Origin of the sequence: Flavobacterium psychrolimnae (genome assembly GCF_003312425.1) — a bacterium.
GTDB classification, from domain to species: domain Bacteria; phylum Bacteroidota; class Bacteroidia; order Flavobacteriales; family Flavobacteriaceae; genus Flavobacterium; species Flavobacterium psychrolimnae.
In genome coordinates, this window is sequence record NZ_QNUX01000013.1 from 30,326 (window position 1) to 47,927 (window position 17,602).

Annotated in this window: 22 protein-coding genes; all 22 read left to right on the top strand. The window is 31.6% G+C overall.

From position 1 onward, the window contains the following. Positions 1-139 precede the first annotated feature (139 nt). A complete protein-coding gene (locus DR980_RS13210; protein ID WP_113636893.1) occupies positions 140-1,555 on the top strand; it encodes an MBL fold metallo-hydrolase in 1,416 nt (471 codons plus the stop codon). 126 nt (positions 1,556-1,681) lie between these two features. Continuing rightward, positions 1,682-2,344, top strand: a complete 663-nt coding sequence (locus DR980_RS13215) for a carbonic anhydrase (RefSeq protein WP_084089503.1) — start codon at positions 1,682-1,684, stop codon at positions 2,342-2,344. A gap of 94 nt (positions 2,345-2,438) precedes the next feature. Next, positions 2,439-3,830, top strand: coding sequence for an MBL fold metallo-hydrolase (locus DR980_RS13220; RefSeq protein ID WP_113636896.1), 1,392 nt, complete (start codon positions 2,439-2,441; stop codon positions 3,828-3,830). Positions 3,831-3,861: 31 nt separating this feature from the next. After that, on the top strand, positions 3,862-5,277 hold the full coding sequence (locus tag DR980_RS13225) for an MBL fold metallo-hydrolase (RefSeq protein ID WP_113636899.1): 1,416 nt from the start codon (positions 3,862-3,864) through the stop codon (positions 5,275-5,277). Positions 5,278-5,325: 48 nt separating this feature from the next. After that, entirely contained in the window at positions 5,326-5,625 is a 300-nt protein-coding gene (locus DR980_RS13230) for a rhodanese-like domain-containing protein (protein WP_244199309.1), read from the top strand. Next, positions 5,622-6,014: a rhodanese-like domain-containing protein gene (locus tag DR980_RS13235; protein ID WP_084089520.1), complete on the top strand. Its 393-nt coding sequence runs from the start codon at positions 5,622-5,624 to the stop codon at positions 6,012-6,014. The genes DR980_RS13230 and DR980_RS13235 overlap by 4 nt, the downstream gene beginning before the upstream one ends. Before the next feature lie 89 nt (positions 6,015-6,103). After that, positions 6,104-6,559: a DinB family protein gene (locus tag DR980_RS13240; protein ID WP_113636903.1), complete on the top strand. Its 456-nt coding sequence runs from the start codon at positions 6,104-6,106 to the stop codon at positions 6,557-6,559. 9 nt (positions 6,560-6,568) lie between these two features. Then, the gene (locus tag DR980_RS13245) at positions 6,569-6,784 is read left to right on the top strand and encodes a hypothetical protein (RefSeq protein WP_113636906.1); all 216 of its coding nucleotides are present in this window, start codon (positions 6,569-6,571) and stop codon (positions 6,782-6,784) included. Further along, positions 6,771-7,076, top strand: coding sequence for a thioredoxin (gene trxA / locus DR980_RS13250; protein WP_113636908.1), 306 nt, complete (start codon positions 6,771-6,773; stop codon positions 7,074-7,076). Before DR980_RS13245 ends, trxA begins: the two co-directional genes overlap by 14 nt. A gap of 224 nt (positions 7,077-7,300) precedes the next feature. Further along, entirely contained in the window at positions 7,301-8,275 is a 975-nt protein-coding gene (locus tag DR980_RS13255; protein WP_113636910.1) for a YeiH family protein, read from the top strand. Between the two features lie 384 nt (positions 8,276-8,659). After that, positions 8,660-8,860, top strand: coding sequence for a YgaP family membrane protein (locus tag DR980_RS13260; protein ID WP_113636912.1), 201 nt, complete (start codon positions 8,660-8,662; stop codon positions 8,858-8,860). Continuing rightward, on the top strand, positions 8,857-9,162 hold the full coding sequence (locus tag DR980_RS13265; RefSeq protein ID WP_113636914.1) for a DUF202 domain-containing protein: 306 nt from the start codon (positions 8,857-8,859) through the stop codon (positions 9,160-9,162). The genes DR980_RS13260 and DR980_RS13265 overlap by 4 nt, the downstream gene beginning before the upstream one ends. A 189-nt stretch (positions 9,163-9,351) precedes the next feature. Continuing rightward, complete coding sequence (locus DR980_RS13270) at positions 9,352-9,924, top strand: TlpA family protein disulfide reductase (protein WP_113636916.1); 573 nt, start codon at positions 9,352-9,354, stop codon at positions 9,922-9,924. Positions 9,925-10,023: 99 nt separating this feature from the next. After that, positions 10,024-10,749 carry a heavy-metal-associated domain-containing protein gene (locus tag DR980_RS13275; RefSeq protein WP_113637072.1) on the top strand — a complete coding sequence of 242 codons (726 nt, stop codon included), beginning with the start codon at positions 10,024-10,026 and terminating at the stop codon, positions 10,747-10,749. Between the two features lie 464 nt (positions 10,750-11,213). Then, complete coding sequence (locus DR980_RS13285) at positions 11,214-11,579, top strand: hypothetical protein (protein ID WP_113636920.1); 366 nt, start codon at positions 11,214-11,216, stop codon at positions 11,577-11,579. Beyond that, entirely contained in the window at positions 11,576-13,177 is a 1,602-nt protein-coding gene (locus DR980_RS13290) for a hypothetical protein (RefSeq protein ID WP_113636923.1), read from the top strand. Before DR980_RS13285 ends, DR980_RS13290 begins: the two co-directional genes overlap by 4 nt. Positions 13,178-13,203: 26 nt before the next feature. After that, positions 13,204-13,626, top strand: a complete 423-nt coding sequence (locus tag DR980_RS13295) for a c-type cytochrome (protein ID WP_113636925.1) — start codon at positions 13,204-13,206, stop codon at positions 13,624-13,626. A gap of 252 nt (positions 13,627-13,878) precedes the next feature. Then, on the top strand, positions 13,879-14,487 hold the full coding sequence (locus DR980_RS13300) for a DUF2202 domain-containing protein (RefSeq protein WP_113636927.1): 609 nt from the start codon (positions 13,879-13,881) through the stop codon (positions 14,485-14,487). 477 nt (positions 14,488-14,964) lie between these two features. Beyond that, the gene (locus DR980_RS13310; protein ID WP_072944172.1) at positions 14,965-15,180 is read left to right on the top strand and encodes a hypothetical protein; all 216 of its coding nucleotides are present in this window, start codon (positions 14,965-14,967) and stop codon (positions 15,178-15,180) included. 238 nt (positions 15,181-15,418) lie between these two features. Further along, positions 15,419-15,988: a YeeE/YedE family protein gene (locus DR980_RS13315; protein ID WP_394335942.1), complete on the top strand. Its 570-nt coding sequence runs from the start codon at positions 15,419-15,421 to the stop codon at positions 15,986-15,988. Between the two features lie 10 nt (positions 15,989-15,998). Beyond that, the gene (locus DR980_RS13320; protein ID WP_072944174.1) at positions 15,999-16,496 is read left to right on the top strand and encodes a DUF6691 family protein; all 498 of its coding nucleotides are present in this window, start codon (positions 15,999-16,001) and stop codon (positions 16,494-16,496) included. Between the two features lie 73 nt (positions 16,497-16,569). Continuing rightward, positions 16,570-17,601, top strand: a complete 1,032-nt coding sequence (locus tag DR980_RS13325; protein ID WP_113637073.1) for a c-type cytochrome — start codon at positions 16,570-16,572, stop codon at positions 17,599-17,601. Position 17,602: the final 1 nt, after the last annotated feature.

Genomic DNA, 17,602 nt, shown 5'->3' on the forward strand with positions numbered 1-17,602 from the left:
TGACTTTTGTCACATACTATATTTACTGATAAAATAGTTATTTTAGTATGATAATTATCACTTTGGAAATTAAAAGTGTCTTCTAAATTTGCCACAATCTTATTGATCTGAAACTATTATTAATTCAAAAACCTTGATTATGAAAATCGAACAAATTTATACCGGATGTATTGCACACGCAGCTTATTATATTGAAAATAATGGAGAAGCCGCCATTTTTGATCCTTTACGCGAAGTGCAACCGTATATTGATAGAGCATTTAAAGACAACGCCAAAATCAAATATGTATTTTTGACTCATTTTCACGCTGATTTCGTTTCAGGGCATTTGGATTTAGCGAACAAAACGAATGCGAAAATCGTATACGGACCAACGGCTAAACCAGCGTATGAAATTATTTCTGCTGTAGATGGACAGATTTTTGAAATTGGAAATTACAAAGTAAAAGTGATTCATACACCGGGACACACCATGGAAAGTACTACTTTTCTATTGATTGATGAAAACGGAAAAGAACACGGAATCATAACCGGAGATACGCTGTTTATTGGGGATGTAGGGCGCCCGGATTTAGCGCAACATGTTGTTGCTGATCTAACACAAGATAAATTAGCACGTCATTTATATCATTCGTTGCGAACTAAAATAATGCCTTTATCAGATGATTTAATCGTTTATCCTAACCACGGTGCGGGTTCAGCTTGCGGGAAAATGATGAGCAAAGAAACTACGGATACTTTGGGCAACCAAAAGAAAACCAATTATGCCCTAAATCCAAAAATGACCGAAGATGAGTTTGTTACCGCTGTATTGACCGGATTAACGAATCCTCCTGCCTACTTCCCTGCCAATGTGTTGCTGAATATAAATGGTTATGATAGTTTAGATGCGATACTAAAAAAAGCTAAAACACCATTAAATCCAACCGAATTTGAAGTTGTGGCCAATGAAACCAGAGCTTTAGTATTAGATACACGTGACGCATCTGAATTTGCTAAAGGATTTATTCCGAACAGTATTAACATTGGTTTAGACGGAAGTTTTGCGATGTGGGTGGGAGAAATGATTGCTGATATCAAACAAGAAATCTTATTAGTTAGTGAAATTGGTAAGGAAGAAGAAAGTATGGTACGCCTTTCGCGTATTGGGTACGATCATACTATTGGCTACTTGAACGGTGGAATTACTGCTTGGAAAAAGGCAGGTTTTGAATTGGATACCGTAAACAGAATTACGGCCAAACAACTTGAAGACACTATTGATTTTGATGCAACACTAATTTTTGATGTCAGAAAGAAAAGCGAATTTTTATCGGAACATCTTATCGGAGCAATTAATGTTCCCTTAAACGAAATCAACAATCACTTGGCAGAATTTCCAAAAGAGAAAAAATTTATTTTGCATTGTGCCGGTGGATATCGTAGTATGATTGCTGCCTCAATTTTAAAACAACGCGGATGGGATAACTTTGTTGACGTTATTGGTGGATTTGCCGAAATCAAAAATACCAATCTTTTAAAATCAGACTATGTTTGTCCAACAACGCTGTTGTAAATAATTCATTGTTTTTTATTATCGAGAGATTGTCTAAAAAAGGCAATCTCTTTTTTTGCTATGTGATATAAGTTACAATAAATACAAAATTCACAAGCTACTTTTGAAGAAATATTAGAAAGTAAAATGAGAAAAACAATCCTAGCAATTGCAATTTTAAGTATTACAATAGGTTGCAAGAAAGAAGAAATAGCAAACCCGATTGCTGAAAATCAAGAACCAATAGAGCAACTAATTTCTGGAAATCAACGTTTTATAAACGAAAAATCTATTCATCCGCATCAAGACAAAAAAACAGTGCTAAAAAACCAAAATGAACAACATCCTTTTGCTGTAGTACTTACTTGTTCTGACAGCAGGGTTTCTCCTGAAGTATTATTTGACCAAGGATTAGGTGATTTGTTTGTCATTAGAAATGCAGGAAACTTAATTTCAGATATTGACATGGGAAGTATTGAGTATGCCGTAGAACATCTTGATGTAAAATTAATTGTTGTTTTGGGACATACAGAATGTGGTGCCATTAAAGCCTATATAGCTGATAAAGATAATTTATATAAAAAACATTTAAGTCACATTGATGATATTGTAGAAACTCTTGCTCAGGAACAAGAAGAACAAGAAGAAGAAAAAAAAATGCCGAAGGATAAAAATTTATTAGGCTCAATAAATGCTAACATTGCACATTCAACAAATTTAATCAAACAAAATCCTATTGTAAAAGAGAAGCATCCAAAAATTGTATCCATGCGCTACGATGTTCATACTGGTAAAATAGTACAATTATAGTTATAAAAAGCTTGTGTAACTTATGTCACAGTTTTTAATAAATGCAATACGTAATTTTGATTCCTAATTAGTAATTAATCTAAAAATAAAAGATATGTTTTTTCAACACGTTTACGATAAAAGTTTAGCACAAGCCAGTTATTTTATTGGCTGTCAAAAAGCAGGAGTAGCAGCTGTAATTGATGCAAAAAGAGATGTAGATACCTACCTCGAAATTGCAAAGCAAAATAACATGAAAATTACTCACATTCTTGAAACACACATTCATGCAGATTTTCTTGCAGGATCAAGAGAATTAGCCGCTTTAACTGGAGCAGATATGTATCTTTCAGATGAAGGTGGAGAAGGTTGGGAATATGAATTCCCTCATATTGGATTAAAAGATGGTCAAAAAATAAAACTTGGAAATCTTATATTAGAAGTTGTACATACACCGGGACATACTCCTGAAAGTATCAGTTTCCTTCTTACAGATACTCCTGCGAGCGATGAGCCAGTAATGCTTTTCACAGGGGATTTTGTATTTGTGGGTGATATTGGAAGACCAGATTTACTAGAGAAAGCTGCTGGTGTTGTTGGTACAGCTGATGCTGGTGCTTTACAAATGTACCAATCTGTACAAAAATTTAATAAACTTCCAGATTTCATTCAAGTATGGCCTGGGCACGGTGCGGGCTCTGCTTGTGGCAAATCTTTAGGATCAGTTCCAAGCACAACAGTGGGATACGAGAAAGTGAGAAATTGGGCATTTCAATACAAGCATGATGAAAAAGGTTTTGTAAAATATTTATTGACGGATCAGCCCGAACCACCAAAATATTTTGCGATGATGAAGCACTTAAATAAAGTTGATCGTCCACTTTTGACAGCGGTTCCTAAATTAAGAAAGTTAAATCAAATAGAATTAACAGAAGCATTAGCAAAAGGAATCAAATTGATTGACGCCAGAGACAAATCTGAATTTTCAAAAGGATTTATACCGGGAAGCATCAACATTCAAGGTAATAATTCTTTTGCCACTTGGGCAGGATGGTTTTTAACTTACGAGGAACCTTTTATGATACTTGCTCCTGAGTCCCAATTAGATGATCTCACCAGAAAATTAATGCGAATTGGCCTTGATAACATTTATGGCTACATCCCTTCTACCGAGACTTATACCGGGAATTTGGATCAATCCCATTTCATTTCTCTTGAAGAACTAAAAGCATTAAAAGGGGATCCAAATGTTCAGATCGTAGACCTTCGTGGTGCTGCTGAATTTAATGCCGGTCATATAGAAGGAGCAGACAATGTTTTTGTAGGGACTATGGTAAATAATTTAGATAAAATAAGCAAAGACAAAAAAGTTGTAATCCATTGCCAAGGCGGTGATAGAGCTTCAATTGGTTATTCCCTATTAATAAAAAATGGGTATACGAATGTTTTAAATTATTCCCCAGGAATGAATGAATGGGTGAATGAAGGCAATCCGGTAATAGCATAATTAATAGCAGTACATTCAAATTAGAAATAAGATGAAAATAGAACAAATATATACAGGGTGCTTAGCACAAGGAGCGTATTATATTACCTCAAATGGTGAAGCAGCAATTATAGATCCGCTACGTGAAACAGAACCTTATATGGAAAGGTTAGAAAAAGACGGAGTAAAATTAAAGTACATTTTTGAAACCCATTTTCATGCGGATTTTGTTTCTGGACATTTAGATTTGAGTAAAAAAACAGGTGCGAAAATTGTATATGGTCCCAATGCAAAGCCAGAATTTGAATTCATTTCGGCCAAAGACAATCAGGAATTTACAATTGGTACTATCAAAATAAAAGTATTGCACACCCCAGGTCACACTATGGAGAGTACGACCTACTTACTGATTGATGAAAATGGAAAAGACCACGCTATTTTCTCTGGCGATACTTTATTTATTGGTGATGTAGGCCGTCCTGATTTAGCTCAAAAAGTGGCACACATGACGCAAGAAGAATTAGCTGCAGTCTTATTCCATTCCTTACGAGATAAAGTAATGACGCTAGCTGATGATGTAATTGTATATCCAGCTCACGGTGCCGGTTCTGCCTGTGGAAAAAACATGAGTAAAGAAACTGTTTCAACAATTGGCGAACAAAAAGCTACAAATTATGCTTTACGCGCTAATATGACGGAAACCGAATTTGTACAAGAAGTTACTGAAGGTTTGTTACCTCCCCCTGCCTATTTTGGTATGAATGTAGCTATGAATAAAACGGGGATTGAAAGTTTTGAAGAAGTATTCAATAATGGTATGAGAGGTATTAATGCAATAGAATTTGAAAGTGTAGTTGAAAAAACCGGAGCTTTAATTTTAGACACAAGAGACAATAGTGATTTTGCAAAAGGATATGTACCACAATCGATAAACATCGGTATTAATGGTGATTTTGCTCCTTGGGTAGGTTCTTTAATTGCCGATGTAAAACAACCGATTGTCTTAGTTACTGAAATAGGTTTTGAAGAAGAAACAGTTACACGTTTAAGCCGTGTAGGTTTTGACAACTTACTTGGCCACTTAAAATATGGATTTCAAGCATGGAAACAATCAGGTTATGAAGTTGATAGCATCAACAGAATAACTGCAGAAAAATTTGAAAAAGAAGTGAAAATTGGAGAAAGTAAAGTCATAGATGTACGCAAAAAAAGTGAATACGAAGCAGAACACGTCAATGAAGCTTATAGTCGTCCATTAGCATCCATAAACGAATGGATAAAAGATATTAACCCAAAAGAACATTTCTACATGCATTGTGCCGGTGGATACCGAAGCATGATGGCTGCGTCAATATTACAAGCTAGAGGGTACAGGAATTTTTCTGAAATTGAGGGTGGTTTTGGGGCCATATCTAAAACAAATATTCCTAAAACCGATTTCGTTTGCCAAAGCAAAGTTTTAAAATAATAAAAACAAACACACCTTACAATCATTATGTTCAGAATATTAAAAAAAATGTTTTCAAAATCAGATAACTCTCAAATGGAAAACTTGATTAAAGAAGGTGCCTTACTTGTAGATGTTCGCACACCAGCAGAGTTTGCTGAAGGGAATGTAAAAGGTTCCATAAATATTCCTTTAGATCAAGTAGCAAATAAAATTGACCGATTTAAAGGGAAAAAATATATTATTGTTTTTTGTAGAAGTGGAAACCGTAGTGCTCAAGCTAAAGCTATTTTAGAACAAAATGGCTTTAATAATATTACCAATGGTGGCACTTGGCAAGATGTTAACAACCTAATAAATAAAAGATGAATTTAGTAAAAAAAGGAATATTATTTTTTATAATAATTTTTATAAGCAATTTTATAGCTGCACAAAATACTCCAAATGTATTAACTCAAACTTTATCCCAAAAAGCAAAAACAACAGAACTAAAGAGAGTGTTGAAAAAAAGACCTTTCTTAGTAGACGTTCGAACTCCTGAAGAATTTGCTCAAGGCACTGTAAAAGGTGCAGTTAATATTCCTTTGGATCAAATACAAAACCAATTATCAAAGTTTAAAGGTAAAAAAAACATCGTTGTTTTCTGTAGAACTGGTAATCGTAGTACTCAGGCTAAAGCAATTTTAGAGCAAAATGGTTTTACTAATATTACCAATGGTGGTACCTGGCAAGATGTAAATGCAATTATAAACAAATAAATAGCAAATACCACGCGAAAATAGTTCAGTTTGAAACAGATTAATGCCTGTTTTTTTAATTGGACTATTTTTATTAAATACAACGATGTATGAAATCAACATTCAAAATTTGGGAAACTAACAGAAAACTACATATCGAATTTTTAGAACAATTTTCATTAGAACAACTCAATAAAACCCCCACTGGTTTCACAAATAATCTTATCTGGAACATTGGACATATTATAGCTACTCAACAAGGTTTAGTTTACAGATTATCCGGTTTACCTGTAACAATTTCAAAAGAATTTCATAACAAATATAAAATTGGAACATTCCCTACAAAACCAGCAACACAAGAAGAAATAGATGAAATAAAAAGTCTGTTACTATCTCATATTCAACAAACAAGAGACGATTATGAGGACGGAAAATTTCTAAACTTTAAGGAGTATGTGACATCAATAGGTTTTCATTTGTCTTCAATAGAAGAAGCGATAAGTTTCAACAATTATCATGAGGCAATTCACCTTGGTTTTATGATAAATATCAAAAAATTTATTTAATTCAAAAGTATGCTAAATACAATGTTCACCAATTGGAGTTTCATTAGAGCCATTCGACTGATTCTGGGTATAATAGTAATCTCTCAAGCTATATTTACCAAAAATTATTTATTAGTCATCCCGGGTGTTTTATTTACAGGCATGGCCCTTTTCAACACAGGATGTTGTGGAAGCAATGGTTGTGCTATTTCAAAATCAAAAAAACAGGGCTATGGAAAAGAGTAATTTTAAAGATACTATTCATTCAGAAAACCCAGTTCTAGTTGATTTCTTTGCCACCTGGTGTGGTCCTTGCCAAATGTTAACTCCTGTTTTACAGCAAGTGAAAGACCGTCTGGGAAAACGCGTTACCATAATCAAAATAGATGTTGATAAAAATGTTAAAATAGCAGCAAAATATAAAGTTCGTGGCGTTCCTACATTACTACTATTTCAAAATGGAAAACAATTGTGGAGACAATCCGGTGTTTTATCAACCGATGAAATAATAAATGTCATTTTAGAAAAAAGTAATTAAATAATATAAATAGTAGTCATCATTACTGAAATTGAAATAGTAATCAAAATTATTTCACATATGTATTCTAACTAGATATAGACTGTATTCCTACAACTTATTCTCTACACAAAAACTGTTAATTCAACTTTAAATACTGGATTAACAGAATTTCTATTGTTAAATATGACCGTAAAAGCTTTAAAAATACAAAAAACTAAAAATAGTATCATCTAAAAAAAATTATGAAAAAAATAAAAACAAATCCCCTAGGAATAATTTTTTCTGTAGGTTTAGGACTATTTGTATTAGTAGTTTCTAATTATTTTACTTTTTTTAATAGTATTCTTTTGGGTTTATTAGTTGGGATGGCAATTGGAAATTTTATTAAAATTCCATCAGAATTTCATTCAGGAATAAACCTTACAAGTTCAAAAATGTTAGAATATTCAGTTATTTTTTTAGCATTTGGTATCAATTATACACATATTGCAAAATTAGGTTTGCAAAGTTTTATTTTAATAACTGTTGTGGTTTTACTTGTATTATTACTTACCATTTATCTCTCTAAAAAAATAAAATGTCCTAGTTCAGCAGGTTTGTTAGTAGGTTTTGGAACTGCAATTTGTGGATCAAGTGCAATTGCTGCATTATCGCCCTCCCTACAAAAAAATAAAGAAGATGTAGGTATTGCTTTGGCAGTAGTTAATTTATATGGAACAGTAGGTATGTTACTTTTACCATTTGTTTTAACAACTTTTAATATTACCTCATTTGATAGTAGCATCCTTATAGGAGGAACGCTTCATTCTGTGGGCAACGTAGCTGGTGCCGGTTTCTCAATGTCACAACTAATAGGTGAAGATGCAATAACCATAAAATTAGCAAGAATTGCATTATTATCGCCTGCATTGATACTTTTCAATTATATATCAGAACACAAAACAACAAAAAATTGGAAGCAACACTTACAATTGCCATGGTATTTATGGAGCTTTTTAGCAATTACCATTTTAGTTTCGTTAGTAGACTTTGATAAATCTTTACTTGATATTATGAATACGATGGTAAAGATTGTTTTAACAATAGCTATGACTGCAATTGGACTTAATGTTAGCATTAAATCACTAATTCAATCCGGTAAAAAGGGATTATTTTTTGGATTAATTATATTTTTGATACAAATTATATTGGTTTTAGTCGGGTTACAATTTATTTGAAAAATATATTAATCAACAACTGTTTCTTTTATTAACTCAAATCTGTGGCAAAAACAATACTTAAGGAATAAAACGCATCTATAAAAAATAAATTGGGTTTCAGAATGGAAGTACTTTAGAAGCTGAATTAAAAATTATTTTTATAAACTTGGATGTCTATCTTTTCCTTGAAAGAATACCATTCGTTGACGATTAACGATTAATAAAGGATAAATACCGATTATCAAAAAATTACATAAGGGCATGCCCTTATCTGAAATTATTGGAGATCACTTCATAATGTAATAACAAAAATTATTATTGTTATTATTTGAAACGATGTGACTTTTGTTACATAGCTTTTTATTTTTAAAAACTATTTTTATAAATCTAAAATAGATTACTATGAAAAAAAATATGGGTACTGTTGATAAAATAATTCGTTCTGCATGTGCTATTCTTGTTGGAGTACTATACTATACTGGAGTAATTAATGGCACATTAGCAATTGTACTTGGCGCTTTTGCGGGTATTTTCATTCTAACATCGTTTGCCAGTTTTTGCCCTTTGTATTTGCCATTTGGAATAAATACACGAAAAAAATGAAAACCGCTAACGCACTTAATAAAGATTTAATCTTAAGGGAAAGGTTAGCATTACAACGAACTATTTTAGCTAATCAATCTACTTTCTTGGCATTTTTAAGAACATCAATGTACTTCTTGATAGCAGGTTTGAGTTTGAGAAATTTATTGAAAATTGAAAATAGTCTAATTATAGAGATTTTACTTTTTATCACTTCTTTTGTGATTTTTGTATTTGGAACAATCAACTATTTCAAACATAAAATATCAATTTCAGAAAATAAAAAACATATTGGAGATTACCATCTAGAATATTATAAGTAATTCTATCCCATTTTTTTTTAACCTTATAAATATTTATAAAAATAATAATTAAAAAAAATGTTCCCTTTTTTACTCAAGAAATACTAAAAACATTAGTTGGCAGTAAGTCTATAATATTTGGGTTAAAAAAATAAGAAATAATTAATAAAAAGATACTCAATAAAGATTCAGCAATTTATAAAGAAAGAAATGAACGGGAAAGTACAAAAAAAATCAACACTTCAAAATATTGCTTTAATAGCATTTTTAGCGCTACTACTATTCAGTCCTCTTGGCACCATAATAAAAGTACAACTAAATCGTATATTTGCTTTTTCGCCTTCAACGATTACTGAAACTGATCAAAAAAAACTTTCAAATTACCAATGGAAATTAATTGATGCCGAGGGAAAAAATGTATCGTTAGAAGATTTTAAAGGAAAAATAATTTTTATCAATTTTTGGGCCACATGGTGTCCTCCATGTATTGCCGAAATGCCAAGCATGCAGAAGTTATATGCGGACTACCAAGACAAGATTGTTTTTTTGTTCGTCACGACTGATTCCTTCGAAAAAGCAAATACTTTTTTAATCAAAGAAAGTTTAAACCTTCCGGTATATCAATCTTTATCAGACCCTCCTTCCGAAATGGACTCGTCAACGATACCCGCTACTTATCTTATTGATAAACAAAACAATTTAGTTTTAGCAAAAATTGGTGCTGCTGATTGGAATAGTGATTTGTTTAGAAAAAAATTAGATAGTTTGCTGAAAAAAAATTAAAAATTAACAAGTAAAAAAACATTAAACTAATAAAACAGAATGATTGAATTTCAATGTAAATTAACTTTTCGGAGGAATTGAATGAATTATAAAACAAGAATGACTACAGAATTTACTATAAATGGAATGACTTGCAATGGCTGCAGAACTACTGTCGAGGAAATACTTTCCAAAGTGGAAGGGGTTTCACAAGCAATTGTAATTTTAGAAACTGAAACAGCAACGATACATTCCAATAATGAAATAAAATTGGATGAATTAGTAAGAGCCTTAGCTCAAAAACCAAAATTTACAATTTTAAAGAAAGAAACTATAGTTCCACTAATGGAAAACCCTGAAATTAAAAAATCTTGGTTAGCTACTTATTTTCCATTACTGCTCATTGTAGCATTTATCAGTGGAATTTCACTTATCACTTCATATCAAAATGAAACTATAAAATGGATGTCATTTATGAATAGTTTTATGGCTGGTTTTTTTATTGTTTTTTCATTTTTCAAATTATTAAACTTGAAAGGTTTTGCCAGTAGTTATGCTATGTATGATATTTTGGCTAAGAAAATTCCTGTTTATGGATTTATTTACCCATTTATTGAATTGGGTTTAGGACTCGCCTATCTCATCAACTACAACCCAAAAATAATCAATACCATTACTTTAATTGTATTAACTATTAGCATAATAGGTGTTATAGAAAGTAATCTAAATAAACGAAAAATAAAATGTGCTTGTTTGGGTTCCGTATTTAATTTGCCTATGAGTACCATAACTATTATTGAAGATCTAGTTATGATTTTAATGGCACTCTTTATGATTTTTAGTTGATTTTTTATAAAAAAAATTGATTTAATTGTTTAGAACAATAAATTTATACCATGAAATTTTTTGCGTATATATTATGTTTTTATTTAACTACTCTAACTGCACTCCCATCTGTTAGAGTATTAAAGATGCAATTTATTGAAAGAAATCAATCCGCATGTTCTACAACTAATACAGTTGATAATTCCCAATCAAGTTGTGAAAAGGGAAATTTTATAATGAATTTAAACTTTAGTCCCACACAATGCATTAAGGAGCAATTCATACCATTTATTTCAGTTACACCTTTATTTGAAACGATAAAAAAAGAAAAATCCAATTACGAAAAGATTTTTATCTCCCAATATTTCAACTCCATTTGGCAACCGCCAAAGATTATTTCTTTAGTTTAATACCCCTCTAAATAAGAAAGAACAAAGCCCATAACAGTTTGCTAGTTATGAGGTAATACTATAATATATACCTAAATGAAAACTAAAATAATAATTACAAGCATGATAGCATTATTTGCTTTTTCAAGCTTTCAACTTATAGACAACAGTCAAAATTATAAGAGTATCATAAAAAATACAAACAAAAATTTTGATTTAAAAAAGCACAAATCCTATTTTTCACAAGCAATGGTGAGTTGCGCAAAGTGTCACGATTGTCAAAACGAGAATCCGATTGTTCAAGATAGTACCAGAATTAGTATACAAGATTATTCTGAAAATTTTAAAGAAAAATCAATTCAGGTTTCAAAAACTCAAACTCAAACCAAACAAGTCAACATCGAAAAAACTAATTTGAACGATGTTCAAAATACGGATAATTTAAAAACGCAAGTAAAATGAAAAAATACATTTTTATAGTCATACTGCTGCTTTCCTTCAAAGCAACAGTAGCACAAAATTCGTTTTCTTATGATGTGCAACTTACCCCCATTGCTATAGCTAATCTACCTGGATTACATTCTTATGTTTTTGCACAACATAATGGTAAATGGCTTGTAATTGGAGGACGAAAAGATGGCATTCATGCCAGACAACCTTTCAATGCATTTGCTCAAACACAAAACAATACCGATATTTATGTGATTGATGTAAATACAAAACAATTGTGGTCAGCTTCTTTAAATTCACTAACAGCTGGAATTGCAGAACAATTACAGTCTACCAATATGAATTTTCACCAAGATGGAAATACATTGTATATTATTGGTGGTTATGCTTTTTCAGCAACTGCAAATGATCATATTACATTTGACAAACTAACTTCAGTCGATGTTCCTAACCTAATTACAGCAGTAATTGCAGGAACTCCAATTACACCCTATTTTAAACAAATTTCTGATCCGATTTTTCAGAATACTGGTGGACAATTAGGTAAAATCGGCACTGATTTTTATTTAGTAGGTGGACAGGTTTTTACAGGTAGATATAACCCAAATAATGGAGGTTCTTTTGTACAATCCTATTTAAGTCAAATTCAAAAATTTACCATTGACAATTCTGGAAAACAATTAAGTTATGATAATTATTCATCGGTTACTGATGCTGTTAACTTGCATCGAAGAGATTATAACTTAGTTCCTCAAGTCTTTCCAAACGGAGAAGAAGGCTACACTATTTCTTCAGGGGTTTTTCAAATCAATGCTGATTTACCTTTTCTCTATCCTGTAGACATTAAAAGTAGCGGCTATTTTCCACAAACACAATTTAACCAATATTTAAGCAACTATCACTCCGGAAAAGTAGGTTTATACGACCAAACAGAAAACCAAATGCATACTGTTTTTTTTGGAGGAATTAGCCAATATTATTATAATGGAACAACTTTAATCCAAGATAATAATGTCCCATTTGTAAAAACAATCAGTAGAGTTACCCGACTTGCAGATGGTACTTTAACAGAACACAATCTACCGATAGAAATGCCTAATCTTAAAGGTGCAGGCGCAGAATTTATTCCAAACACCAATCTACCACATTATGAAAATGAGGTAATTAAGTTGAGTGAAATATCGGATGATGAATTTGTAATTGGTCATATCTATGGGGGAATTCAAAGTCCGACTATTAGCGCTTTTACGGATAATGAAACTACTGTTACTTCTGCTGACCCCACTATTTATGAAGTTAAGCTAATTAAGAATACGAACTTGAGCGTAGTTACAATCGACGGAAAAAACCCCTTTACTTTTACTGTTTCACCAAATCCTACCGCTAATAAAATCGTTAAAATTCAATTTAATCTACCTTACCTAGCCACTTTAGATTATTTCATTTCATCGCTAGACGGAAAAATATTGGATGACGGTGAAATTGAAGGAGTAAAAATTGGGAATAATACCATGAACTTTAGTTTAGAAAATGCAAATACGCAAATGGTACTACTTACATTTATTTTCGATCACAAATTTTATGTTTCACAAAAAGTACTAGTAAATTAATTCCTCTTTAATATAAAAACACAAAAATGAAAAATTTCAAATATATAATAGCATTATTTACACTTATAGGTTTTACCTCTTGTTCAAATGATAATGAAACGTACGCTACTAATGGAGAAACAATTTTTAGAACAGGAGTAAATATACATGGTGCTGTTTTACAAGATATTTCGCAATCTGAAATAAAAAAAGTACATGGATGTGCAAATTGTCATGGAGATAACGGTAAAGGTAAATTTAGAGGTGGCGGAGACAAACAAACAGGCTCAATTACCTACTATGACTTGACAAACACTTCCATTTATACTCCCGTTTATAATGATGATTTGATTAAACGCTTTATTGATAGCGAAACCAAGAGCGATGATACTCATGCAAATACTGGCGTGGTGTATGTAATGAAAGAAACAGATAAAATCGACTTAATCAATTTTCTTAAGACTTTATAAAAAACTATCAAGCATCTTTAAATATTATTTTTCCATCTAATCATGGCACAGTTAATTCTTTTAAAAGCAAAAAAGGGAAAGAAAGTTCTCTTCCTCTCCTAATTATTTTACAATAGGTTTGCTGCTAATCAAAAGTGATTAAAATTAATATTTACTTAAGACTCTTTTTTAAATTCTTTAAGTGACTATTGTTACATTTAAAAAAGAGTTCTTTTAATAAATTTACTTCATATTAATTCAAAAAATATAATTATGAAAATGAAAATATTTGTTGCTTTTATAACAGGATTACTGTTTAGCAACTGTACGAATGACAATGTTAACACCGATACTGAAGTTACATTGACACAAAATGAAATATACGATCTTAAATTTTTAAGAGAGGAAGAAAAACTAGCTCGTGATGTTTATATTTATTCCTACAATAAATACAAATTGGCTATTTTTAACAGCATTTCTCAAAGTGAACAAACACACATGAATAGTGTTTTATCATTATTAAATAAATATAGAATTCCAGATCCTTCCTCTGTTCAAATGGGCATTTTTGTAAATCAGGATTTGCAAGTGTTATATAATAATTTAATTTCACAATCTAATATTTCATTGATTGAAGCATTAAAAGTTGGTGCAACTATTGAAGATTTAGATATAAATGATATTGATGACTTTATAATAAATACTTCAAAATCAGATTTATTAACTGTATATAATAATCTAACCTGTGGCTCAAAAAATCACATTCGTTCTTTTACAACTGAACTGAGCAATAATGAGGTAAGCTATGAACCACAATTTATTTCTTTAGAAGAATATAATAGTATCATAAATACTCCAAGTGGTGGCTGCGGAAATAATTAATCAGAATAGAAAAGCTGCTTAAACCCGAAGACAAGCCGATATAAATTTTAAATCATTTCAAAAAATAGTACAAAAAAATATTTTATAACTTTTTATAACGATGAAATTTTTGATAACTACATTGTGCTTTTATATCATAATGCTGACAGTGTTGCCAACTGTTAAACTTGTGAAAATGTATTATGCTCTAAAATCTGAATCGGCTTGTCAAAAGAATAATGCTGAAAATAACAGTATGCCATATGGCTGTCAAAAAGAGAGATGTATTTTAAATTTTAACATAGGGCAATTCATAATCAATCAAATAGAATTTATATTTAAAAAAAACTATAATTTTGAGGTTGTAAGTGAACAAAAATTATTTTTCGAAAAAGAACTAATTTCAAATTACATTAATACTATTTGGCAGCCTCCGGAGATTAACTCTTACTTACAAAAAATAAAATTTTACAAATTCAATAAATAAAACATAATAAAATGAAAAAAATAGTTTCATCATTAGTAATAGCAACAGTATTATTTACAATGAATATAAATGCTCAAGAGCAAGAACCTAAACAAAAGAAAAAAGTAAGAACAGAAAAATCATGTTCTACTGAAGAAAAGAAGTCTTGTGGTAGTGATACAAAAGAGCAAGGTAAAGGTAAAAAAGATGGATGTTGTTCATCTAAAAAAGCCGAAAAAAAATCATAAATTCTAGTTTTAATTTGTTAAAAAGTGTTTGAGAAATCAAGCACTTTTTTATTTGACACCATTTCAATAAAACACTTATTTATATTAATACATCAAGATTAATAACTATTTAAGTAAAAATGAAATAGGATAATTTCTCTTATATATGTCATTTTTTACAATTTTTTTTTTCTTGTGTGACATAAGTTACACAAATTATCTTTTTTAAAAGTGAATTTTACAAGAATAAAAAAAACATATGGAAATTTTAGAATTAATCAGAGAACCTTGGCCTTGGTACATTGCAGGCCCATTAGTTGGACTCACAGTTCCGGCTTTGTTAATCATTGGAAACAAAGCATTTGGTATTAGTGCATCATTGCGTCATACTTGCGCCATGTGCTTACCGGCAAACATTAAGTTTTTTAAATACGATTGGAAAAAAGAAATCTGGAATATGTTTTTCGTTTTCGGTATTTTATTGGGTGGTGTAATTGCATATAGCTTTTTGTCAAATCCTAATCCGATTATCATTGATGGAAATCTACAAACCGAATTGGCAGGCTACGGCATAACTGAAATTTACGGAATGTTGCCAGAACAATTATTCTCTTGGGAAAGTTTGTTTACACTCAAAGGATTTTTTATGATGGTCGTTGGTGGCTTTTTCATTGGTTTTGGTTCTCGTTATGCGGGAGGTTGTACTAGTGGTCATGCGATTTCCGGTTTGTCTAATTTACAATTGCCGTCACTGATTGCAACATGTTGCTTCTTCATAGGTGGATTGATTATGGCAAACATTATTTTACCATTTATTCTTTCACTTTAAATTACGAATTATGAACATTAAAGATCAAAATACAGATTTCGAAACGCGTTCCTTGGATACGGTTTGTATCAACGAGAGTCAATTGGAACATAAATGGTACCACAATTTAAAATACTTAGTCATTGGTATTTTATTCGGTATTGTTTTCATAAAAGCAGAAATTATCAGTTGGTATCGCATTCAGGAAATGTTTCGTTTTCAATCTTTCCACATGTACGGAGTAATTGGAAGCGCCGTTGTTGTGGGAATAATTTCCGTTTTCCTGATAAAAAAATTCAATATTAAAACCATTTATGGAGAAAAAATTGAGTTCCACGACAAAACCTTTAACAAAGGTCAGATTTATGGTGGACTCATCTTTGGATTGGGCTGGGCAGTAACCGGAGCTTGTCCTGGACCGTTGTTTGCACAAATTGGAACGGGTGCAACCGTGATGATTGTAACCCTATTTTTTGCAATAGTAGGAACTTGGGTTTATGGATATTTTAGAGATAAACTGCCTCATTAATACATTTATGATTCCAGAAAAACAAAATATCGTCCAATTTAAATCGCTTGTAAAAAGACTGATTTATCTCTTTATGACTATTATTTTCTTAGTCATGGGGTTGTTCTTGCTAGTGTTTTTCAATTCATCCATCACTTATTGGTTTCAAAATAGTGATTCAAACCTCGATTCTCTTTATATCGATGCTAAGAAAAAAGTGATGGTGCAAAATGAAACGGCAAAATTCTGGAAGCCAGCTGATATCAATTTGATTACAGATGCCACTTTAAAACAAGAAGTAGAATATGGCAAAGATTTAATTGCGCATACGGCAAAATATTTGGGTCCAAATGGCAGTGTGAAACAAATCACCAACGGGATGAATTGCAACAATTGCCATCTGGATGCCGGCACAAAACCTTGGGGAAACAATTATGGTTCCGTTTATTCGATGTATCCAAAAATGAGAGCCAGAAGCGGGCAAGTGGAAAACTTATACAAAAGAGTTAACGATTGTATGGAAAGAAGCTTAAACGGTCAGCCTCTCAAAGAAGACGATAAAGAAATGAAAGCCATGATTGCATATATTGAATACATTGGCAGCAATGTTCCCAAAGGAAAAGAAGCAAATGCGGCTGGAATCTATGATTTGGAATATTTAGATCGCGCTGCTGATCCTGTAAAAGGCAAAGCATTATATAATGCCAAATGTGCCAGTTGCCATCAAATAAATGGTGAAGGGATTCTGGCAGCGGATAAAAAAGAATACACCTACCCGCCACTTTGGGGCAAAAACTCCTACAATAGCGGTGCGGGATTGTTTAGAATTAGTCGGTTCGCAGGGTACATAAAATACAATATGCCGCTGGGTGTAACGTACGAAAACCCTCAATTATCAGATGAAGAATCCTGGGATATTGCGGCATATGTGGAAAGTCTGGACAGACCATCGAAAGATTTAAGTCAGGATTGGCCCAATATTTCCAAAAAACCAGTAGATCATCCATTTGGGCCTTATTCCGATAAATACACCGAAACACAACATAAATATGGGCCATTTAAACCCATAAAAATGGAAAAAAAGAAAATGGAAGAAGCTGAGGGAAAATTGAAATCTAAGACATAAA